General features: G+C 31.0%; 15 protein-coding genes and 1 pseudogene. 8 read left to right on the top strand and 8 right to left on the bottom strand.

Translation table 11 applies throughout. The features are described 5' to 3' along the window. Positions 1 to 283 precede the first annotated feature (283 nt). Together QZV12_RS03860 and cofG are read left to right on the top strand one after the other, a co-directional pair. Entirely contained in the window at positions 284 to 736 is a 453-nt protein-coding gene (locus tag QZV12_RS03860) for a DUF2120 domain-containing protein (RefSeq protein WP_295617484.1), read from the top strand. 40 nt (positions 737 to 776) lie between these two features. After that, a complete protein-coding gene (gene cofG / locus QZV12_RS03855) occupies positions 777 to 1,907 on the top strand; it encodes a 7,8-didemethyl-8-hydroxy-5-deazariboflavin synthase subunit CofG (protein WP_295617481.1) in 1,131 nt (376 codons plus the stop codon). Between the two features lie 159 nt (positions 1,908 to 2,066). On the opposite strand, the pseudogene QZV12_RS03850 reads toward cofG, so the two are convergent. Together QZV12_RS03850 and QZV12_RS03845 are read right to left on the bottom strand one after the other, a co-directional pair. Beyond that, positions 2,067 to 3,253 (bottom strand): annotated as a pseudogene (locus QZV12_RS03850) (NAD(P)/FAD-dependent oxidoreductase). Positions 3,254 to 3,407: 154 nt separating this feature from the next. Then, on the bottom strand, positions 3,408 to 4,172 hold the full coding sequence (locus QZV12_RS03845) for a class I SAM-dependent methyltransferase family protein (RefSeq protein ID WP_295617478.1): 765 nt from the start codon (positions 4,170 to 4,172) through the stop codon (positions 3,408 to 3,410). Positions 4,173 to 4,977: 805 nt separating this feature from the next. Here QZV12_RS03845 and psmB point away from each other — a divergent pair. The 4 genes from psmB to comC all read left to right on the top strand — a co-directional run bounded on the left by psmB (position 4,978) and on the right by comC (position 10,533). Next, complete coding sequence (gene psmB / locus QZV12_RS03840) at positions 4,978 to 5,601, top strand: archaeal proteasome endopeptidase complex subunit beta (protein ID WP_295617475.1); 624 nt, start codon at positions 4,978 to 4,980, stop codon at positions 5,599 to 5,601. A gap of 453 nt (positions 5,602 to 6,054) precedes the next feature. After that, positions 6,055 to 7,965: a beta-CASP ribonuclease aCPSF1 gene (locus QZV12_RS03835; protein WP_295617472.1), complete on the top strand. Its 1,911-nt coding sequence runs from the start codon at positions 6,055 to 6,057 to the stop codon at positions 7,963 to 7,965. Positions 7,966 to 8,339: 374 nt separating this feature from the next. Continuing rightward, positions 8,340 to 9,359 carry a phosphoribosylformylglycinamidine cyclo-ligase gene (gene purM, locus QZV12_RS03830; RefSeq protein ID WP_295617469.1) on the top strand — a complete coding sequence of 340 codons (1,020 nt, stop codon included), beginning with the start codon at positions 8,340 to 8,342 and terminating at the stop codon, positions 9,357 to 9,359. 145 nt (positions 9,360 to 9,504) lie between these two features. Further along, entirely contained in the window at positions 9,505 to 10,533 is a 1,029-nt protein-coding gene (gene comC / locus QZV12_RS03825; RefSeq protein ID WP_295617466.1) for an L-sulfolactate dehydrogenase, read from the top strand. Positions 10,534 to 11,381: 848 nt separating this feature from the next. Here comC and QZV12_RS03820 read toward each other — a convergent pair. The 6 genes from QZV12_RS03820 to QZV12_RS03795 all read right to left on the bottom strand — a co-directional run bounded on the left by QZV12_RS03820 (position 11,382) and on the right by QZV12_RS03795 (position 17,350). Continuing rightward, positions 11,382 to 11,774 (bottom strand): hypothetical protein, encoded by a 393-nt coding sequence (locus QZV12_RS03820; protein WP_295617463.1) that lies wholly within the window; start codon positions 11,772 to 11,774, stop codon positions 11,382 to 11,384. A gap of 30 nt (positions 11,775 to 11,804) precedes the next feature. Continuing rightward, a complete protein-coding gene (locus QZV12_RS03815; RefSeq protein WP_295617460.1) occupies positions 11,805 to 12,191 on the bottom strand; it encodes a putative zinc-binding protein in 387 nt (128 codons plus the stop codon). A gap of 97 nt (positions 12,192 to 12,288) precedes the next feature. Further along, positions 12,289 to 14,211, bottom strand: a complete 1,923-nt coding sequence (locus QZV12_RS03810) for a DNA-directed DNA polymerase (protein WP_295617456.1) — start codon at positions 14,209 to 14,211, stop codon at positions 12,289 to 12,291. Positions 14,212 to 14,392: 181 nt separating this feature from the next. Next, entirely contained in the window at positions 14,393 to 15,556 is a 1,164-nt protein-coding gene (locus QZV12_RS03805; protein WP_295617453.1) for an AI-2E family transporter, read from the bottom strand. 37 nt (positions 15,557 to 15,593) lie between these two features. Continuing rightward, the gene (locus QZV12_RS03800) at positions 15,594 to 16,403 is read right to left on the bottom strand and encodes a dihydroorotate dehydrogenase electron transfer subunit (RefSeq protein ID WP_295617450.1); all 810 of its coding nucleotides are present in this window, start codon (positions 16,401 to 16,403) and stop codon (positions 15,594 to 15,596) included. A gap of 35 nt (positions 16,404 to 16,438) precedes the next feature. Continuing rightward, on the bottom strand, positions 16,439 to 17,350 hold the full coding sequence (locus QZV12_RS03795) for a dihydroorotate dehydrogenase (RefSeq protein WP_295617447.1): 912 nt from the start codon (positions 17,348 to 17,350) through the stop codon (positions 16,439 to 16,441). Between the two features lie 713 nt (positions 17,351 to 18,063). On the opposite strand from QZV12_RS03795, the gene QZV12_RS03790 reads away from it, so the two are divergent. Together QZV12_RS03790 and QZV12_RS03785 are read left to right on the top strand one after the other, a co-directional pair. Continuing rightward, positions 18,064 to 19,224 (top strand): right-handed parallel beta-helix repeat-containing protein, encoded by a 1,161-nt coding sequence (locus tag QZV12_RS03790; protein WP_295617443.1) that lies wholly within the window; start codon positions 18,064 to 18,066, stop codon positions 19,222 to 19,224. Positions 19,225 to 19,287: 63 nt separating this feature from the next. Then, entirely contained in the window at positions 19,288 to 21,273 is a 1,986-nt protein-coding gene (locus tag QZV12_RS03785) for a hypothetical protein (RefSeq protein ID WP_295617440.1), read from the top strand. Positions 21,274 to 21,529: the final 256 nt, after the last annotated feature.

Here is a 21,529-nt window from a genome sequence, read left to right as displayed (position 1 = left end):
TTTAAAAGTAGATGTTTTATTACATCTACAATATTTTTTTTATTTTAAAAAATTTTTTAAATTTATTTTTTAGTTTTTATTAATTATTTTTTATAAATTATTTTTAAAATCAACTCATTTTCATAAACCAATCTATTATTAGAATAAACTTATTTTTGTAAAATTTATATACTATCTAAATTAAAAATAACTATATAAATTTTTTAGAAATATTAAAAGAAATATCTTAAAAAAATATTTTAAAACTATTTAAAGACTTTTTAAAAATAATTTAAGTGATTTTATGTCAGATGTATTACTAAAAACTACAGGACAAATTATAGGACATTTCAATGCATTTAAAGGATCCAGACCTGCATTTCATGGAGAACACGTAGTAATCGTAAGAGGCATCAGCCGTGATCCAATAGAAATTGATGAAATGGAATCCAAATTAGGAGAACTTGAAGATATCCTCAAAGCTAAAGAAGTTGATATTTTATCAGATGAAGGCAAGGAGTTTGTAGAAAAAGTAGATTCCTATATCAGGGATGGCGAAGATGGCGGCGTAGCACCAGACAGTGGAGGATTGCTCAAAATGAAAGAGCAATTAGAAGCAATGGGATTGCATGTGGAATACAAGCTATTCTTGATGCCTAATGTAGGAACATTTGTTGCAATCTGGAAAGACAAATCCGGATTTGGTCCAATGTATGTCGAAGTGACTGCAACTGAAAGAGATGAAATTGAAGAATAATGAAATAAAATATTAACCTTTTTTTAAAAATAGGTGTAAAATGTCCAACTTATCTAATATTGATTTTGAAAACCTTAGTCGAGATGACTTAATAGCCATTTTAGAATGCGAAAAAGAAGATATTCTAGAACTAATGAAATTGGCTAATTCAAAAAGGGAATGCAATTATGTCACATATTCCAAAAATGTGTTCATACCACTTACAAAAATATGTAGAAATGATTGTGGCTACTGTGCATTCAAGCAAAGCCCAGATGATCCTAATGCAATCATATTGATGGAAAAAGAGGAAGTCTTGTCCACATTAAAGGAAGCTGAAAAATATGGTTGTAAGGAAGCCTTGTTTACAATAGGTGAGGATGCAGATACAGAACCTGCTGTCAAGGCAAAGTTAGACAAATTAGGCTATGAAAACATGGTAGAGTACATTTATGACATCTGCAAAATGACTGTTGAAGAAACAGCATTATTCCCACACACCAATGCAGGAAACTTCTCATATGAGGATATGAAAAAGCTAAAGGAATACAACGTATCTATGGGAATGATGCTTGAAAATTCATCAGAAAGGCTAATGAGCACAATAGCTCATGAAAAAAGTCCTGGAAAAAATCCCAAATTACGTATTGAAACTATAGAAAATGCTGGAAAGCTTAATATTGCATATACCACTGGAATATTGATTGGAATCGGTGAAACAAAAGAGGAAATTGCTGATTCCCTACTAAAAATAAAAGAGATTTGTGATAAGTATGGCCACATTCAAGAAGTGATCATTCAAAACTTCACAGTAAGTCCAGGAATACAAATGGAAAGCTACGAAGAACCAAGTCTTTTAGAAATGGTTAGAACTGTTGCAGCTGCCCAATTGCTTTTCGATGAAGAGGTTTCAGTTCAGGTCCCACCTAATTTAAACTATGAAACCAGCCAAATATTCCTTCTCTGTGGTACAGATGACTGGGGAGGAGTTTCTCCACTTAGTGAAGATTATATTAATCCATCATCCCCATGGCCAACTCTTGAAAGACTGGAAAAGCTAACCATAGATGCAGGATTTGAGCTAAAGGAAAGATTGGCAATATACGAAAGATACATTAATGAAAAATACATTGAAAATCCAATATTATTGGAAAAAACAAAAAAAGCACAAGAAGAGATTAATAATAACTAATCTCTTCCAATTATATTTAAATCAAGAGACTAAAAAACAATCTCTCCCAAATATAAAAATTAAATCAAGATATAGGAAAAACAATATCTCTCAAATATAAAAATTGAATAAAAATAAATCAAGAGACTGAAAAAACAATCTCTTAAACTTTTTTTAAATCTATAAAAAGAGCCTACCTAATTTTAAAAGTGATTTTGGATTTGCTTTTATAACCACTTTAACAATATCAGTTGTAGTAAGCTTATCAAATTCCATTTCCTTGAATTTATGAGCAATCTTATTTATGTCATCATCATCCAAAGTCCATAGATACTCAGTGACTTTAGTATATTTTTGCATTTCACTGCCCATTTCACTAATATATAATTTTTCATACTTTTTAAGGAAATTTCTGGAACAGTCTCCTGCATTTATAGCTTCTACAGCAACCTCACCTGCAAATCTACCACCTAACATACCATTGGTGATTCCTCCACCGGTAAGAGGATTCACTTGACTTGCAGCATCTCCACAGAGCATGATATTGTCACCGTACATTTCCTTGACAAGCCCACCTACAGGATCTCCACCAGAATTCAATTCAACAGCTTGAGCCTCTTGGGTTGCATAACAGCCGTCTACAGCATCAACAAGATATTCATAAGCGGATTTTTCAGCCTTAACTGTAATGATTCCAAGACCAGCATTTACAACATCTCCTCCTTTAGGAAACAGCCAGAAGTAACCTCCAGGAGCTACACTACCAAAATAGAACTCAAGATAATCATTTCTTTTCATTTTTGCATTGCACATTTCAAACTGTACAGCTGCAACCATATGCTTAGGAAGAATATATGCATTCAATCCAGCCCATTTGGCTACATGGGATTCAGGACCATCTGCACCTATAATAATTTTGGCATTTATATCATAAAGTTCACCCATAGATTCACAGGTAACTGTAAAAGAGCCATCTTCTTCTCTTTTAAGACCTTTTGCTTGGGTTTTAATTCTGATTTCTGCCCCTTCCCTTGCAGCTTCTGCAGCCATATGCTTATCGAATACCTTACGCTCCAAGACATAGCCTGCATCAGGCAAGTCAATAACGTCTTCGCTAAGCCATAGGTCAGTGCCGTCAGGGGCAACAAATCTTACACCTGAAATTTCATTGGTAATCCAACGAGGATTCATCTCAAGGTCCAATTTTCCAAAAATCTTCTTTGAAACACCTTCAGCACATCTTTTAGGAAAACCTATTTCAGATTTTTTATCTAAATAATTACATCCACACCGCCTTTAGCTGCAAATCTTGCAGCAGATGAGCCTGCAGGTCCCGCACCAATTACCAACACATCAGTTTTTATCATAATGATTCTTCCTATACTATAAAAACTATTAATATCAATTAATAAGAAATTCTTCCTAAAACTATGAAAACATCAAATGCTTCCGTTTTTAATCAAAACTTCAATAACTATAAAAATTTATAGACTTCCAAATTTATATAATTTTTTAATAAATTTAATAAATCCTTGCATCCAAGACTATATGTTCAACACCTGGAGAGTATCTCTTGATCTTTTGAATGTTCAAGACCTCCACTTCACGTTCACCACATTCATAAGCTATCCTTTTTACTCGCTCATAAGGACGGGTTTCTATAAGATTATCTGGAACGGTTTCATGATAATGGATTATTCCACCATCCTTAACACATTCCATTGCAGGCCTTAAAAAATGATGGGTTGTTTTAACATATCCCATCAATACCCTGTCTGCAGAATATTTAGGTGCCTCAACAGCACAATCCCCTAAAATAGGAATCATCCTATCATAATTTGCCTTTTCATTTATCCTATTTAATCTTATGTTATTATTTAGGAGATGATAGGAATTTGGATTTATTTCAATTGAATAGATCTGCTTTGCTTGGCTATGAACTCCAATTGGAATTGAAAAATAGCCGATTCCAGCAAACATGTCAACTACAGTCTCATTCTTGGTGACTAATTTAGCGATTCTAAGTCTCTCATTATTGTTTCCTTTTGCCCACATAACTTTAGACAAGTCCAAATTAAATAAGCATCCATTTTCCTTGTGAATTGTTTCAGTTTCATTACCATAAAGAATGCTTATGGAAGGTTCCCTTTTTTGGCCTTCAATCCTATCAATTTTTACAATTGACTTGACATTATGCTTTGCTGCTATTTGTTCCAAATCATCTATGGAATCCTTGTCAAACTTATTATCAACTATTAAAATATCTCCGATTTTCTTCCATTTCAATAAAATCACCAAAAATGATAAAAATGAAATCTAAAATTTAGACAGGCATACAATCAAATAGGAATATAATCTAAATTTAGACAATCTTGGTCAATGAAAAACAATTTAAATTTAAGACAATAATACCTTATTTTAATAACTTAATCAATGAAAAGCAATCCAAATTTAGATAATCACACTTAATCAATGAAAAACAATTTAAATTTTAGATAATAATACTTTATTTTAATAAAATAAAATATTTTTGTAAGATAATGAAATCAATCATTTGTACAAAATCCATAAGTTTTTAAAAAGATTTAAATAATACAAAGTTTATAATAAATGTAAATACATTAAAATAAATTAAAGTTATTAAAATCAATATCAATTATAATATAAAAATATTGATTAGAATTAGGTAGTTTGAATTAATATATAAAAATTTTAAGTTAAATTAAAAATAAAGAGTGAATTAATCTGTGATATAAAAATAATCAATTATAAATAATTAAAAAAATTATAAAAAAATAAATCAAATGAGGGAAATTATCTAAAAATCACTTATAATAACGAAACTATTATATATAATGTATAACATAATAAGAATAGGTTAGGAGAAGCGGTTATATTATTATATAAATTAAATTAATTTTATCAATTTCATATAACTTGAAAACCCCTGACAATTCTAATTTTAATTAATAATACTTTCAATCATTGTTAATAGTATATTGAAAAATTATACTTTTAGATTATATTTTATTATTTAAGATTATTTTATACTTTAAATTTAATTTTACATTATTATACGAGGTGTATTAATATGGCTGAGAAAAACACTTTTGAAGGTACCACTACTGTGGGAATTACCTGTAAAGATGGTGTTGTATTTGCAAGTGAAAGAAGAGCAAGTATGGGAAACCTTGTTGCTCACAAAGTAGCTGAAAAAATATTCAAAATTGATAATCATATTGCAGCAACCATTGCAGGATCTGTTGCAGATGCACAAACTTTAATGAAAGTCATCAGTGCTGAAACTGCATTATACAGATTAAGAAATGGAAAAGACATCAGTCTTGAAGCAGCTGCAGCTGTAAGTTCTAACATATTACACTCCTCACCAGCATATGTACAAACTCTTATCGGAGGAGTAGACGACACTGGTGCATCAATCTATTCTTTAGATGCAGCAGGTGGTATGATTAAGGATACCTTTATTTCCACCGGTTCCGGATCTACATTTGCATACGGTGTTCTTGAAGACAGATTCCACGAAGACATCACTGTAGAAGAAGCTAAAGAAGTAGCTCTCAGAGCAATTAAAGCAGCTACAGAAAGAGATACCTTTTCTGGAAACGGCTTCTTAGTAGCAGAAGTTACTAAAGACGGATACAAAATGTTAGAAAAAGAAGAAGTTGAATCTATTATTGAAAAAATTAATAGCTAAAATTATATACGAATTATTAATTTTATAAGTTTATAAAGATTAATAAGAAAAATATTTTCATTATTGATTTATAATTTTATAAAAATTAATAAGAAATATTTTATTATTAATTTTTTAACTTTATTTTACAACTAATTTTACATATTACAGTATAAATAGTATATGCAATAAAATTAAGTAAACATCTTTTTTATGACACAACAGCTGTTTATTTAATTAAAAGAATATTTGGTAATTTCGTAGATTAACCAATATTCTTCATTTAATTTTATTTATCATTTTCATTGATTTGGAAATTGAAAACATTAAATTATTAATTAACTTAACTTGTTTACAGCTTATTTAAAAATTAACCAAAATTTACTTAACGAATATTCATTGATATAGATAAAAATGAAATATTGACTTTATACCACATACTACTTTTATACGTCTATTTTTCGAAGTGATAATATGGCTTCAAACATTTTAGAAGAAATCAAACAAAAAATCATAAAAAAACTACCTGATGAAGTTCAATTAGCTGATATCGAATTTGAAGGTCCTGAGGTTGTAATATATACAAAAAACCCAGACATTGTAGCAGACAATGGTGACTTGATAAGAAACTTGGCTAAGGAACTTAGAAAGAGAATCATAATCAGATCAGACAAATCAGTTTTATTGCCTTATGAGGAAACTATTAAAAAAGTAGAGGAAATCGTTCCTGAAGATGCTGAAATATCAAACATCACTTTTGACGAAGTGACCAATGAAGTGGTTATTGAAGCAACCAAACCAGGACTTGTTATCGGAAAATATGGAGTGACATCTAGAGAAATCGTTAGGAAAACCGGATGGGCCCCAAAGATTTTAAGGAGTTCTCCAATAAGGTCTGAAATGATTGACAGAATCAGAAATACCTTAATGCATAACAGTAAAGAAAGAAAGAAAATCTTACAGACTTTAGGTGCAAGAATTCACCAAGGGGGAAAATATCCTAATGAATGGACCAGATTAACTGCTATGGGCGGATTCAAAGAAGTAGGACGTTCATGCATGCTATTGCAAACTCCAAACAGTAGAGTATTGCTTGATTGTGGAGTAAATGTAGCAGGACAAGATGAAAAAACCTCTTTCCCTATGCTTGGAGTTCCTGAATTCTCAATCCAAGACCTAGATGCAGTTGTAGTATCTCACGCTCACTTGGACCACTGTGGATTTATCCCTTACCTTTACCATTATGGATATGAAGGACCTGTTTACTGTACCAGTGCAACAAGAGACCTAATGACATTATTGCAATTGGATTATATTGATATTGCACACAGAGAGAATAATCCTCTCCCATTCAATGTAAAGCATGTGCAAAAAATGATCAAGCACACAATCACTCTTGACTATGGAGTGGTAACTGACATTTCTCCAGACATTAAACTTACATTACACAATGCAGGACACATTTTAGGTTCTGCTATGTGCCACTTCCACATTGGTGATGGAGCACACAACTTGCTTTACACTGGAGACTTCAAATATGAAAGAAGCAGACTCCTTGAACCTGCAACCACCAGATTCCCAAGAGTGGAAAGCTGCATTATGGAAAGTACATATGGTGGACATGAGGATGTTACCCCATCAAGAAACAATGCAGAAAAAGAATTGATGAAAACCATTTACAAAACATTAAAACGTGGTGGAAAAGTATTGGTTCCTGTATTTGCAGTAGGAAGAGCACAAGAATTGATGATTGTGCTTGAAGAATACATGCGTCATGGAATGATTGACGAAGTGCCAATTCACTTAGACGGTATGATTTGGGAAGCAACTGCAGTGCACACAGCAAGACCTGAATACTTAAGCAAAGACTTAAGGGATCAAATTTTCCATATGGGAAGAAATCCATTCATTTCAGATTCCTTTAATAAGGTTCAAAACAATGTTGAAAGAAAGGAAATCGTTGAAGGAGACCCATCAATCATTCTTTCAACTTCAGGTATGTTAACTGGAGGAAACTCTGTAGAATACTTCAAATGGCTATGTGAAGATAAGAACAATACCATTATCTTTGTAGGTTACCAATCTGAAGGTTCCTTAGGTAGAAGAATCCAAAAAGGACATAAGGAATTGCCATTTGAAGATGAAACAGGTAAAACCAAAGTCTACAATGTAAAAATGGAAGTTAAGATCATTGAAGGATTTAGTGGTCACTCCAACAGAAGACAATTAATGGAATTTGCAAAAAGATTGCATCCAAGACCAGCTAAGATCATTACCTGTCACGGAGACCCATATAAAACTGTAGACCTCGCTTCAAGTATTCACAGAAGCTATAAGGTAGAGACTAAAACTCCACTTATCCTTGAAGCAACCAGGCTTCAATAGATTTGAGAATTTGATTATTTTTTATTAATTTCGATTCTTAAATCAACCATTTATTTGAGAATTTGAATATTATTTATAAATTTCAATTCTTAAATCAACCATTTATTTGAGAATTTTAAACTTAAAACATATTTTTTTAAATTAGAATTCCCAAATCAAAACTTAAAATTTAAATTTATTTTTTTATTTTAATAAGCATTAACTCAATTCTTTTATATTTTTTTATAAAAATTATTAATATAATATAAATAATAGCTAAAACAAATATTATAATGTTAGCTATTATTCAATAATCAATTAATAGCGAATAATTAAAAAATAAAAAATCAACTATGGAAATAAAAATTATTAAAAATTATTATTAGGTGAATCTTATGGTTACTTACTCAGAATCTGGTGTGGATATCGATTTAGAAGCATTAACTGTATCTAAATTAGCTTCCAAATTACAGCCAACATTAGAATACAGAAATATTATAACTGATAGTGGACATTTTGCAGCATTAGTGGAACTTGGCGATAAGGCTATTGCAATGAGTACTGATGGTGTAGGAAGTAAAATATTAGTTGCAAAAATGATGGAAAAATATGATACAGTTGGAATAGACATGATTGCAATGGTAGTTAACGACATCTTATGTGTAGGAGCAGAACCTATTGCATTAGTTGACTACTTAGCAGTTGAAGAGCCAGATCCAAAAGTAGCTGAAGAAATTGCAGATGGTCTTGTTAAAGGAGCTGAAGAATCACAAATTGCAATTATCGGTGGAGAAACAGCATCCTTACCAGGTATTGTAAAAGACTTTGACTTAGCAGGAACTGGAATCGGATTTGTAGACAAAGATAAAATCATCACTGGTGCAGACATCCAAGAAGGAGACATTCTTATTGGACTTAGAAGCAGCGGTATTCACAGTAACGGTTTAAGCCTTGCAAGAAAAGCAATCTTTGAAGATGGCGGATTTACTGTAGATGATAAAATGCCTAATTCAGACATCACCATTGGTGAAGAATTATTGAAACCAACCCAATTATATGTTAAGGCAATTGTTGAATTATTGAAAAAAGAATTCAACATCAAAGGTCTCGCACATATGACTGGAGGTGGAGTCAACAACCTTTCAAGACTTAAAAAAGGAATCGGTTTTGACATTACTGATTATCCAGAGCCACAAGACATTTTCAAATTAATATACGAACAAGGAGTTCCTATAGAAGAAATGTACAAAGTTTTCAATATGGGAATTGGATTCTGTGTTATTGCAAGCCCAGAAGAAGCAGATGCAGTTCTTGAAGCATTAAATGAAAATATTGAAAGCTATAAGGTTGGAACAGTTACCAGTGAAGAAAAAATCACTGTTAAAACTTTTGAAGGAACTGTTATTGAATATTAGATTCAAAAAACATAAAATTCTAATAATAATAATTTTAAAAGTCAAAAATCATTTGATTAAATAATTTTTGAACAAATAAAAAAGCATTAAAAAAACATAAATATTACAACATTTCAACAATTACCAATCATTAAGGAGGGAAAATATGAGGATTAGTGTTGAGAATGAAAGAAAACTTGTTAATGAAATATTAGTAAATATTGGAGTCAAGCCAGAACATGCTAAAGTAATTACTGAAGCAACATTAGACTCTGATTTAAAAGGTTTCACATCACATGGACTTGGAAGATTCCCACAATATATTAGAGGAATCAATAATGGATTTATAGAAACTGATGGAGAGTACGAAATTGTTAAGGACGAAGGTTCCGTTGCATTAATCAATGGACACAGTCTCTTTGGACAATATATTGCACATGAAGCTATGATGTTAGCTATCGAAAAGGCAAAGGAAAATGGTATTGCTGCAGTAGGTACCTTCAATTCAAACCACTTTGGTATAACAGGTTATTATTCTGACTTAGCTATTAGAAATGACATGATTGGTATTGTAATTTGTAACACTGAACCAGGAGTCGCTCCTTTAGGTGGTAAAAAACCTATTCTTGGAACTAACCCAATAGCTATAGGAATCCCTTCTGAAACTTATATTGCTGTAGACATGGCAACTTCCGTAAGTGCTAGAGGAAAAATCTTAGAAGCTAAAAGGAAAGGTGAAGAAGTTCCTCCAAACACTGCAATCGATAAGGACGGAAACCCTACAACTGATCCTGACGCTGCTTTAGAAGGTTCCATACTTCCATTCGGAGGAGTTAAAGGATACGCTTTAAGCTTTATGATTGAAATCCTAACTGGTCCTTTAGTAAACGCTGCATTTGGTACAAAAGTAACCGGTACTGCTGGAGATTATAAGGAAGACTGTAACAAAGGAGACTTGTTTGTAGCAATCAATCTTAAAAAATTCGTTTCCTATGAGAAATTCAGAGAAGAAGTCGAAGAATTCGTAAAGGAAATCAGAGAATCTGGAAACACTTTCATCCCAGGAGATCTCGAAGTTAAAAGGATTGCTGAAAATGAGAAAAATGGTTTAGAAATAGATGAAAAACTCTATGAAACCTTAAAAACCATTTGTGATAAAGAAAACATAGATTTAGACAGTTACTTAACTGAATAAGCAAGCTTTTTGACCTTCGGTCAAAAACCTTGACCAAAAATCTTTTCACTATTTTTAGAGTTTTTACTCTAACTCTCTTTTTTACATTTTATTTTTATCAACTATTTCTTTTTTACATATTTTATAATTTTTATTTTTTCTACTAAATTTAATAATTTTTATTTTTTCTACTAAATTTAATAATTTTTATTTTTTCTACTAAATTTAATAATTTTTTTAACATGTTACTTTTTCACAATTTAATACTTTGAAAAAATAAATTTTTTAAAATTAATAATTTTTTTATTTCAACAGTTTTGTAAAAAAATGATATTTTTAAAATTCAAAAAATTTTCAATTTCAACTATTTTTAAAAAAAAATGATATTTTTAAAATTCAAAAAATTTTTTTATTTCAAACATTTTTCTAAAAAAATAATTAAAAATTTTTATGAAATAATTGAAAAATTTTAAGTATACTAAAACTAGCAAAATTCTAATAATAAACTTTGATTAAAATAGGATTTATCTTAAAAACTATTAAAATAATTTACCATATATTCAAAATAGTAAAAGTAGCAATTATAATATAAAATTTGATAAATCTCTATACATCCACTCATTGAAAAATGACAAAATAATGAAAATATGAAAAAATGAAAATTTGAATAAAATGAAAAAAATAAAAAATTATTTTTTTTTAAAAAAAATAGAAAAAATAAAATTTTCATAATTAAAAAAAAATGAAACAAAAAAATTATGAAAAAATAATATTATGAAAATAATTAAAAAAATTATGAAACAAAAAAGTATTATGAAAATAATTAAAATAAAAAAAATCAAAAATTGAAAAATAAAATAATAAAAAAATTAAATTGCACAAGAAGGTGCAAATCCTAAATCATTTAATAATGTATCAAGACCTTTCTCTGCCATGACAACATCATCAACCAAACAGAATATTCCAAGCTTACCCTCTTTGATGAAAGTTGATAACTTGCTTGCATCATCCAATAATTCAGATGCATCATCTTCAGCAACTGTAAAGAACAAATCTGTATCCATCATATTAAGAGAACTGTTAACACTAAACTTAGAATCAATTGATCCTTCTTTTCTTTCAATAAGCAGGAAATTCTTATCTGTTTCTCCAACAAAGAATGCAACTTTTGTACCGGGACTTAAAACTGCAAAATAATTTTCAGAATCCTTAACAAACTTATCCCATAAATTATTATCATGAATTTTAACTGGTTTAACCATTTAGTTCACCACCAGAAATCAATAAGGAAATTATTCCAAATCAAGCTCATTGATTTTATTTTCAATAACATCCTTAACAATTTTTACACAAATTTCTCCTTCATCATCCAATCTTGCAGCATCATTAGCTTTGTGTTCAGTTTCTGCTAAAATATCTCCAACATTAAGTTCATCTATAACTTGAATTCCCTTTTGTTCCAATATTTTACCAACACAATTACCTTCACAACCATTGATTGCTAAAATAGGATACTTATCAAGCATTCTTTTAAAGCCAGTGACATTTGCAGAAGTTGAACCCATACAAATGGACAATACTTCCACATCATCAATAGTTAAGTCATGAACTGCAACTCTTGCAACTAAACCATTTGGACTCATTCCACTACATGCTGCTAAAGCAATCTTCTCTTCCATAAACTCACATCCGTATAATCAATAATTCAATGCTCTTATTTATTTAAAACTATTTAAAATAATAATCCCAATAATAATTTAATAAAATAACTAAAATTCATTCTTCTTTCTTCATTTCAGGTACATATTTAGCATAGAAACCATCAGTATCTGCATAAATGGCTTTAAAACCATAATCTTCAGCTTCCTTCATAGCTTTTTTAATATGTTGACGTCCCCATGCAGTAATTGCTTGAGCACATTCAAAGGAATACCAACGGAATCTCAAGAATCCATAAACTCCATACATTGTATTAGCCAAACGCTTTAAAGCCTGTTGCTGAACATCCAAACTCTTTTTCAAGATTGGATCATCAGTTGCCTTCATTCTGTTCTTTACAGCAAACCTTTCATTTAGAATATCCTCTAATGCTGAAGGAATAAAACCTTGAGGCTCTTTTTTAAACTTGAAAAAGTGCTCAGGTGAAATGTAGTACTCATCATCATTATCTATCTCTTGAGACAATTCCTCTTCTCTAAGATTGTCTATATCATCATAGCCAGTTTCAAAGTCTTCAAATTTAGAATTGTAGGATACATTATCCTTAACTAAAACATCAGGAGAAATGTTTTTTGAAATAATTAATGTAGGATACAGACTCTTAAAGTCGAATTGAACTAAATTTTCATGCAATCCAATTTCAGGTTCCTTAACATATCCTCCAGAATTGCTTCCCCTTTCCCCAATGTTTTTCATAGTCATATTAGGCTTGTTAGGAACTACTTCATTTGCTTCATAGGCCTTTCTAACCAAGTACCATTCAGCTTGTGTTCCAGTTGTCATACGAGTCACGTCAACAAAAGGCTGGCAAACTATACGAGTCAATTCCAAGTTGAGAGGCAATGTCTCTTGAGCAATCTTTAATGTGGATACTACATCATCTAATGAATATTTAAATAAGCTTTTAAGCTCCCTGCCTCCATTATCCCAAAACTCATAGATTCTCTCTCCAGGAACATCAATCTTTTCTTCTCCAAAGAACTCAAAATAGACCCTTTCTAAAGTATATCTATCAAGAGACATGTATCTTCGCATAACCAAATACAAATCAACATGAAGAAGACCTTTAAAAGTGGCTGCATTATTGTAGCCTCTTCTCATAAATTTAATTCCAGAACCGTCGACACCTAAGTCAAGGTCAACGCCCCATAATTTAGCCCTATCATTAAGATATGGGAAGTCAAATACATCAGAGTTATAGCCAATTATAATATCAATATTGTTTTCCTTTACTGTTTTGACAAAGGATTCTATCATTTCCTTTTCCGTATCTACCTTTTCTATAAAGTACATTTCAGGATCATGCTCAAATTCATCCCCTTTTGTAGAGATAACCTTTCTCACACCTACATTACTGTCAATACCAATCATGATGATCTCATCCTCATCAGGATTTGGCATTCCGTGAGGGTTTCGAACTTCCAAGTCAAAGCTCATCATCCTAAATTGCTGAAAATCAGTATTTGCTGTTTTTGGAGATTCTGTTAATTTAAGTATTTCTAGATTATCACTGTCAGAATCAATAGTTTCAAAGGAATCAATCAATTCCCCTTCCAATTCCAATTCAGCCATAGGAACTAAAGCATTGTCTATCAAATATCTTCTGTAAAATGGAATATCATGTTCTCTAAGCTGTTTTACAGAATTTAAGTCCCAAATCTTATCTCTGTATTTAGGAACATCCTGAGGATGGGTGAAAGTCATTTTAATAAATTCAGTAGGAACTTGGAAATCCTTTTTGAGAACCTTTTCGATTTCAGTATATTCAATTTCCCCTTCTTCCTTAAGTTCAGCTATATCTGCCATACATTTTTCAATATCGCTTTTTGGCAAAATATACAAATAAGGAATGAAACTGTCGTCTAAAGCGATTAAATCCTTAGAATTATCTTCCTTTACTTTACCAAATAAACGCATTACTGGCTTTTCTTCAAAAGTGATATAATCAATATCCAAAAGAACAATATTTCTTTTTACCATCCTATCAACCTACAATCAATTCCGAAAGAACAATATTTCTTTTAACAACCAACAGAACACAAACAAAATCCGAAAGAACTACTTTTTAATAGCATCTTAAGATTTATAATAATCTAATAATCGTCAGATTCATCCTTTTTTTAATTTTCATTCTCCAATAATCGTCAGATCCATCCTTTTTTTAATTTTCATTCTCCAATTTCTCTTTTTCCATATCAGATTTCTCTTCATCATTTTCTAATTTCTCTGTTTCCAGATCTGATTTCTCTTCTTCCACATCGGATTTCTCTTCTTCCTCATCTAACTTCTCTGCTTCAATCTCTTCCTTAAGAGACTTGATAACTGCATAAGCAATTCCTAAAATTAAAGGTCCCAATATGAATCCAACAATTCCAAATACATATGGCCCTGCCATAAATCCAACTAAAAGAATTAAAGAAGGCATATCAACATAATTACTTGCAAGCATTGGACGAATGTACATATCACTCATACTCAATACAAAACCCCATAGTATGGTCAGGATTCCTTGTGTAATGTCTCCAAGGATGAAAAATGAATAAATAGCCCATACCCAATAAACAATCCAAGGACCGAAAATCGGAACCAGTTGAGCTATACCTGTTACAATTCCTAAAAACAATGCAAACTTATATCCTAAGAGATAATAGCCTACACCACCCATAATACCTATAATTATTGCTGTTAGGAAATGACCATAAAATATAGATTTTAAAACATTTGCCACATCAGCTAAGGTCTTTTCAAAGAAAGGCTTATGTTCATCTGGAATAAATACAAAAACATATTCCAATACCTTATCTCCATCACGGGTAAAATAATAGATGGAACAGATCAATACAAACAATTGAACCAATACATCGGAAAAATTCCTTATGAACTTCACAGCATAGCCAAATACATAAGTTAAGGCTTGGTGTATTCCCTCAGTTAAAGTACCAACATAAGGTTTTACAAGCCCTTGAAGTTCTATAGGCAATGCTTGAATCAATGTAGCGATGGCTGCATTCAAATCAATCCCAGAAGTTAAAGAAAGATTTTGAGAACTGAAAAACATATTGGCAAAAACTGCGATTTCCCAAAATACATATATGAATAATAGTATCAATGGAATGATTACCAATAGGATTGCCAGGAAAATAGAAATAGAACTAAACCGGACCTTTGATTGAATCCTATTTGCAAGAGGTGCAAGACCATAGGCTATCATTGCACCAAGCAATACCATATTCAATACAGGCATTACAGTAAATAATGACAATAATAAAAAGATTATTACAATCACTATTTGCAGACCATATTTGCTTTCACTAAGATTAAACATGTTATCATTAATTAAGTCATTCTTCGATTTTAAAAATTTAGAAATACTCTTTCAATCCAGATGCTGTCCTATGGAACTTACCGAACTCTACAATTTCAGAAACTTGATCAGATGAGAATACAGGCCCTTCTGCACAAATTCTCCAACCGGTATTATCTACACAGCATTGACCGCAAACCCCTATTGCACATTTCATATAACGTTCCATAGAGTATTCCCCATCAATCATATGTGCCTCTAAGCTGCCGTATAAAGATCTCATCATTACTTCAGGACCACATACTACAGCCCAATCATACTCTTTATGTTCAATTAATTCCAAAACCCTATGGGTTGCAAATCCTTTAAAACCACATGATCCATCATTAGTACAAGTATAAACCTTTGCGCCTTTTGCCTTTAAGCGAGTGTCAAATAATAATTCATCCTTGGTCTGTGCAGCACAAACAACATCTACTTTAGCCTTATTCTTTAAAGCAGCTTCAGTAAAGGATGCAATAGGTGCCATACCTACTCCACCGCCAATAGCTAATACTCGCATATCCCTTAAGTCAGTGTCAAAGCCATTTCCATAAGGCCCTCTTAAACCTAACTTGTCACCTTCCTTTAAGGTGTGAAGGTCTTCAGTGAATTCCCCAACCTTTTTAACGGTTATGCCTAACTCTCCTTTAGCTACATCAATATATGAAATGGACATTGGCTTTTCATCCTTAAAATTCCATACCATTACAAACTGTCCTGGAGATGGAATATTTTCACCAACCATAGTCCAATCAAAAATAAAAGTTTTAATTGTAGGAGTTTCCTCTATAATCTTTTTAATCTCTATAACTTGAGGTACATTCATTCTATCACCACATCTAAACAAAACTTTCTACAAAACTATGGCTCCTTATGAGCAAAACCTACCATATCCTCAATAGAATCAAATTCGCTTTCTTCTATAAACTCTTCTAAGTCACTTGAAATTCTTCCGAATATTTCAGGACCTTCATACATGATGGAAGTTCCAATTTGAACCGCACTTGCACCTGCATATAAAAACTCTATAACATCAGCATAATTACGTATTCCACCAACACCAACAATTGGAATGTCAGTTGCTTCGTAAGCATCATAAACACAGCGAACTGCAATTGGCTTGATTGCAGGACCACTCATTCCACCAAATTTATTGGCAAGAATTGGATTTCCAGTTACTATATCAATTTTCATTCCAGGACCTAAGGAGTTGATTAAAGTCAAGCCATCAGCACCAGCTTCTTCAGCAACAACTGCAATTTCTGAAATGTCTGTAACGTTTGGAGTTAATTTTGCAAGAATTGGAACATCTACAGCATCTTTTACCGCTTGAACAACATTACGGGTCAATTCAGGATTTTGGCCAATTGATGTACCATAGCCTTCCATCGCATGAGGACATGAAACGTTTAATTCAATCATATCCACTAAATCCGCAACTTTTTCTGCAACATAAGCAAATTCCTCAGGGTTTGCACCATAAATGGAAGCAATTGATTTGCCTTTAATACGGTCTACTGACTCTAATTCCTCAATAAATGCTTCAACACCAGGACTTGAAAGCCCAATAGCATTGATTATTCCTCCCTCTACAGCAACAGTAGTGGGATTCTTATAACCATCATTAGGTTCTTTTGAGAATGATTTAGATACAACTGCACCAGCACCAGATTTTAAAATCCAATTGAGAGAAGAAGCATGACTTCCCAATACACCTGCAGCAAGCATTAATGGATTCTTTAATCTAACGCCGCATAATTTTGTTTTTAACATGAAAAACCTCCAATTAAAACATATAATCTAAATAATATTAATATTAACATTTGATTTTTAAATTTCACTAAAGTCATATTTTACAACAATCACGATTTATAAAATATCATATAATTTCACTAAAGTCATAATTTCACTAAAGTCATATTTTACAACAATCACGATTTATAAAATATCATATAATTTCACTAAAGTCATATTTTACAACAATCACGATTTATAAAATATTATATAATTTTATACTATTTTAATATATGAAAACTATTAGATATAAAACATTTGATTTTCAATCATTGGAAACCTATTGTTATGAAAGGATAATTACATTTCCATATTAAAATAAGAAATATTTGATTTTTAATCATTGCAATGAAATTTTTTGATTAAATGACTTGATATATATCATCATAATTTTTTTAAATTTAAATAAATTTTACCCTCTTTTAACTCTTGTAAGTAAGTACTTGCACTCGAAAACCTTTAAATAAACCCCTAAATAAAATAAAACATGAAAAAGACAATTTATGTTCTTATATAAAAATCAAGATAAAAAAAATCTGTGAAAATACACATAAACATTTTAAAAGTTTATTTAAAAACAATTTCACAGCAGAAAGTGCATTGAAAGGGGCATTTTCTAAAAACATTGAATTTTGGATTTTTTACAAATTTTATTTAATTTTAAAACAACATTATCGGATAATGAGGTAGAAATGTTTAATTATAAATGGGGAATAATAATTATCGTTGCAATGTTGACTATATTAACTATTAATTCAGCATTCGCAGATGATATAAATGGAGAATTTAATGTTTCAATTGAAAATAGGAATATTGACTCCGTTTCAATTGAAGATATGAATATTGAATCAAATGTTCAGATTAAAGATAATGAAGTATCGCATAATGAAAATACATTCACAAATTTAAATCAGGACATTAATGAGAATCAGGAAAAGGAAATTAATCTGACTAAGGACTACTCATTTAGTTTCACTGATGATTCAAGTTATAGCCAAGGAATACTAATTTCACGTGATTTAACCATTAATGGTAATGGACATACATTAAATGGAAATAATGCTGCAAGAATATTCCTGATTAAAGATAATACTTTAAACATTGTTCTAAAGAACCTAATTTTAAAAAATGGTAAAAATGACAATGGAGGAACAGTATCAGGTAAAGTCACTGCTATAAACTGTACATTCATCAATAACACTGCAACTAATTTTGGAGGGGCTCTATATAAAGGATCAGCAGAAAACTGTAGATTTGAAAGCAACACTGCAAAGGAAGGAGCTGGAATTTACATAAACACTAAAAAAATCACTATTAGAAATTGTATCTTTGAAAATAATATTGCAAGCGAATTTGGAGGAGCAGTTTCCATAGATTCAACAACAGAAACTACAATAACAAACTGTACTTTAAAGAATAACAAGGCCAAAAATGGAGGTGCCTTAAATGTGGCTTACTCTGAAAACACGACTGTTTCAAATTCCACTTTGGCAGACAACAATGCCGAAGTAAGTAGAGGGGCCATATACTACGATTTCTCAACTTTAAACCTCCTGGATAATTGCTATTTTGAATATAACATAGCACTGAATAATGGTGGAGCAATTGCATGGATTTTCAGCACAGGAAATATCACCAATAATAACTTTGTGCGCAATTTTGCAAAGGAAAATGGAGGTGCAATCTATATTAGCATATCCAAATCCAAATCCATGGTCAATGACCAATTGCTCGCAAATTGTAATTTCTCAGATAATCATGCAGAAAACGGTGGTGCAATATATAACAATGACTATTACATAATACGTGAATCTATCCTTTACTTCATAAATAATTCATCAAATAAAAACTGAGGTGCAATATACTGTAAAGATTCCTGCGATTTATCTCGTTTCATTTTCATAGGCAATCTTGCAATGGGAAATGGTGGAGCAGTATACTGTAATAACAACTGTTCTTTCTTTGCTGATGACTTTATAAACAATACTGCAAAAGGAATAGGCGGTGCAATATATTGTATCAACAACTGTTCTTTTTATAGCATTAATTTCATCAAGAACTCTGCATACGATGCAGGTGCTATATTTACAAATAATTACTGCACTTTCTATAATTTAAAGTTTAACAATAACAATGCTTTAAACTTTGGAGGTGCTGTATACTGTAGCGAAAGCAAATTCTATCGTTCCAGTTTCATCAAGAATTTTGCTCCTAGCGGATCTGCCATTTATATAAATCACAGTCCTTTCGTTACAATAAAGGATTCTGAATTCCTATATAATAAGGCAAACCCGAATTATGAAGTAATCAATAATAAGTATTTGACATTAGACCTTACATTAAACGGAAACAATAATTTTATAAATGCCATTTACTCATGGTTTAACATCGAATTCAACAATGTCACCTATTGGAATGGTACAATTACAAACACAAACATTAGCACTTCTAATTGGAGAAGCTGTCCTGGACAAAATTTCACAATTGAAATATATGACTCAAATAACATTTTAGTCAAAAAGTTCAATCAACAAACAAATGGTGCAGGAAAACTTATCATAGACTATTCCATATTAGACATTGGAAAATACATATGTAAAATTTTCCATTACGATGACGATTACTACACAGCATTTAATACAAGTTCTGTTTTAAAAGTAGGAGAGTTCGGTAAGCTACAACACCTATGGCATTTTACAAATGACAATGGAATAATTAACCTTACACAAAATTACACATTTACACAAGATTTCATATTAAACTATGATCCAGACAAAATAGATTTAGAAACTATTGATTTGGACTCTATTGATGGGTTTGTGTTTGAATATTCCAATTTAACTATTAACGATAACGGCTATACAATCAATGCCCTAAATAATTCTGTAGGAATGTATCTATATAAATTGCATAATCTCAAGTTCTACAACTGTAATTTTGCAGGAAACATGTTCTTTAGATTCTTGGATATGGCCAATATCACTTTAGTCAATTGTACTTTTACAAATGGAACAACAGCATTCCACTGTGTAAATTCAGATACCGTCAATATAACTGGTTGTACATTTGATAATTTTGATTTTGAAGGTTATAGTACAGAAAATCTCATTAATGAAGCAATTGCAATACAAAATGCAAAATATGTAATTATTGAAAATTGTGATTTCACAAACCGCTATGCTTATTATGGAACAGTATACCTGTATGAAATTAATGAAACCTTAATTGCAGGTTGTAATTTCATTAATAACAGTGCTGAGACTGGAGGAGCAATTAATGGACTTAAACTAAACAAGACCACTATGCGTGATTGTAATTTCTTCAATAATTCAGCGATAACTCATGGAGGAGCAATTTCACTTGTAGGTGAGTATCTCAATCTTATCGTGAACAATTCAGTGTTTATGAACAACTCAGCAAATTCTGGTGCTGCAATGTTCTGTGATGGAGAAAATATTGTTTTAATAGACTCCATATTTTTAGAAAACAAAGCATTATCAAGCGATCTAAATGGAGAAATTGATGATTTACAGATCACAATAACTTTTTCAGGAAACAATAATTTTATTAATGCAATCAGATCATACCCTGATCCAACATTCAAAAATGTAACCTATTGGAATGGTACTATCACAAACACTGATATAACACATCCTAGATATAATTCCTACCCAGGACAAAACATCACAATTGAAATCTATGATGAGTTTGATAATCTGATTGAAACAATCCATGAAAAAACAAATGAAAACAATCAAATAATCTATAATATGTCAAATATTCCATCTGAAACATATAAAATCGTCTTTTATCATGAGGATGATGGGTATTATGCCAATTCCACAACTGGAGATTTGAGTTTTGAAAAGGATCAAAACATATCTGATGAAATCTTGGCATAACTATTGAATAGTTGATAAATAATTCATCAGATATCAGCTTACTCCAAAACCCTCTAGTTAAAGATAACATATAAAATTTCAACAAAGCCAAATATTCCAATATTTGGCCTATTTTTTTATTTATTTTATTTACCCAATTCATTTTTTTATACATGCAACTTTTTTTTATTTTATTAATTTTATTTACCCAATTCATTTTTTTATACATGCAACTTTTTTTTATTTTATTAATTTTATTTACCCAATTCATTTTTTT

Origin of the sequence: uncultured Methanobrevibacter sp. (genome assembly GCF_902769175.1) — an archaeon.
In the GTDB taxonomy this organism is placed as follows: domain Archaea; phylum Methanobacteriota; class Methanobacteria; order Methanobacteriales; family Methanobacteriaceae; genus Methanobrevibacter.
The sequence above is the reverse complement of the archived record's forward strand: the minus strand, read 5'-3'. Positions and strand labels throughout refer to the sequence as shown.

Bases quoted from the DNA above. Each gene is read 5' to 3' on its own strand.
- QZV12_RS03860 (WP_295617484.1), top strand. From the start codon at position 284: ATGTCAGATGTATTACTAAAAACTACAGGACAAATTATAGGACATTTC.
- QZV12_RS03820 (WP_295617463.1), bottom strand. From the start codon at position 11,774: ATGGTTAAACCAGTTAAAATTCATGATAATAATTTATGGGATAAGTTT.
- QZV12_RS03790 (WP_295617443.1), top strand. From the start codon at position 18,064: ATGTTTAATTATAAATGGGGAATAATAATTATCGTTGCAATGTTGACT.
- QZV12_RS03835 (WP_295617472.1), top strand. From the start codon at position 6,055: ATGGCTTCAAACATTTTAGAAGAAATCAAACAAAAAATCATAAAAAAA.
- cofG (WP_295617481.1), top strand. From the start codon at position 777: ATGTCCAACTTATCTAATATTGATTTTGAAAACCTTAGTCGAGATGAC.
- purM (WP_295617469.1), top strand. From the start codon at position 8,340: ATGGTTACTTACTCAGAATCTGGTGTGGATATCGATTTAGAAGCATTA.
- QZV12_RS03785 (WP_295617440.1), top strand. From the start codon at position 19,288: ATGGGAAATGGTGGAGCAGTATACTGTAATAACAACTGTTCTTTCTTT.
- QZV12_RS03810 (WP_295617456.1), bottom strand. From the start codon at position 14,211: ATGGTAAAAAGAAATATTGTTCTTTTGGATATTGATTATATCACTTTT.
- QZV12_RS03800 (WP_295617450.1), bottom strand. From the start codon at position 16,403: ATGAATGTACCTCAAGTTATAGAGATTAAAAAGATTATAGAGGAAACT.
- QZV12_RS03795 (WP_295617447.1), bottom strand. From the start codon at position 17,350: ATGTTAAAAACAAAATTATGCGGCGTTAGATTAAAGAATCCATTAATG.
- psmB (WP_295617475.1), top strand. From the start codon at position 4,978: ATGGCTGAGAAAAACACTTTTGAAGGTACCACTACTGTGGGAATTACC.
- comC (WP_295617466.1), top strand. From the start codon at position 9,505: ATGAGGATTAGTGTTGAGAATGAAAGAAAACTTGTTAATGAAATATTA.
- QZV12_RS03815 (WP_295617460.1), bottom strand. From the start codon at position 12,191: ATGGAAGAGAAGATTGCTTTAGCAGCATGTAGTGGAATGAGTCCAAAT.
- QZV12_RS03805 (WP_295617453.1), bottom strand. From the start codon at position 15,556: ATGTTTAATCTTAGTGAAAGCAAATATGGTCTGCAAATAGTGATTGTA.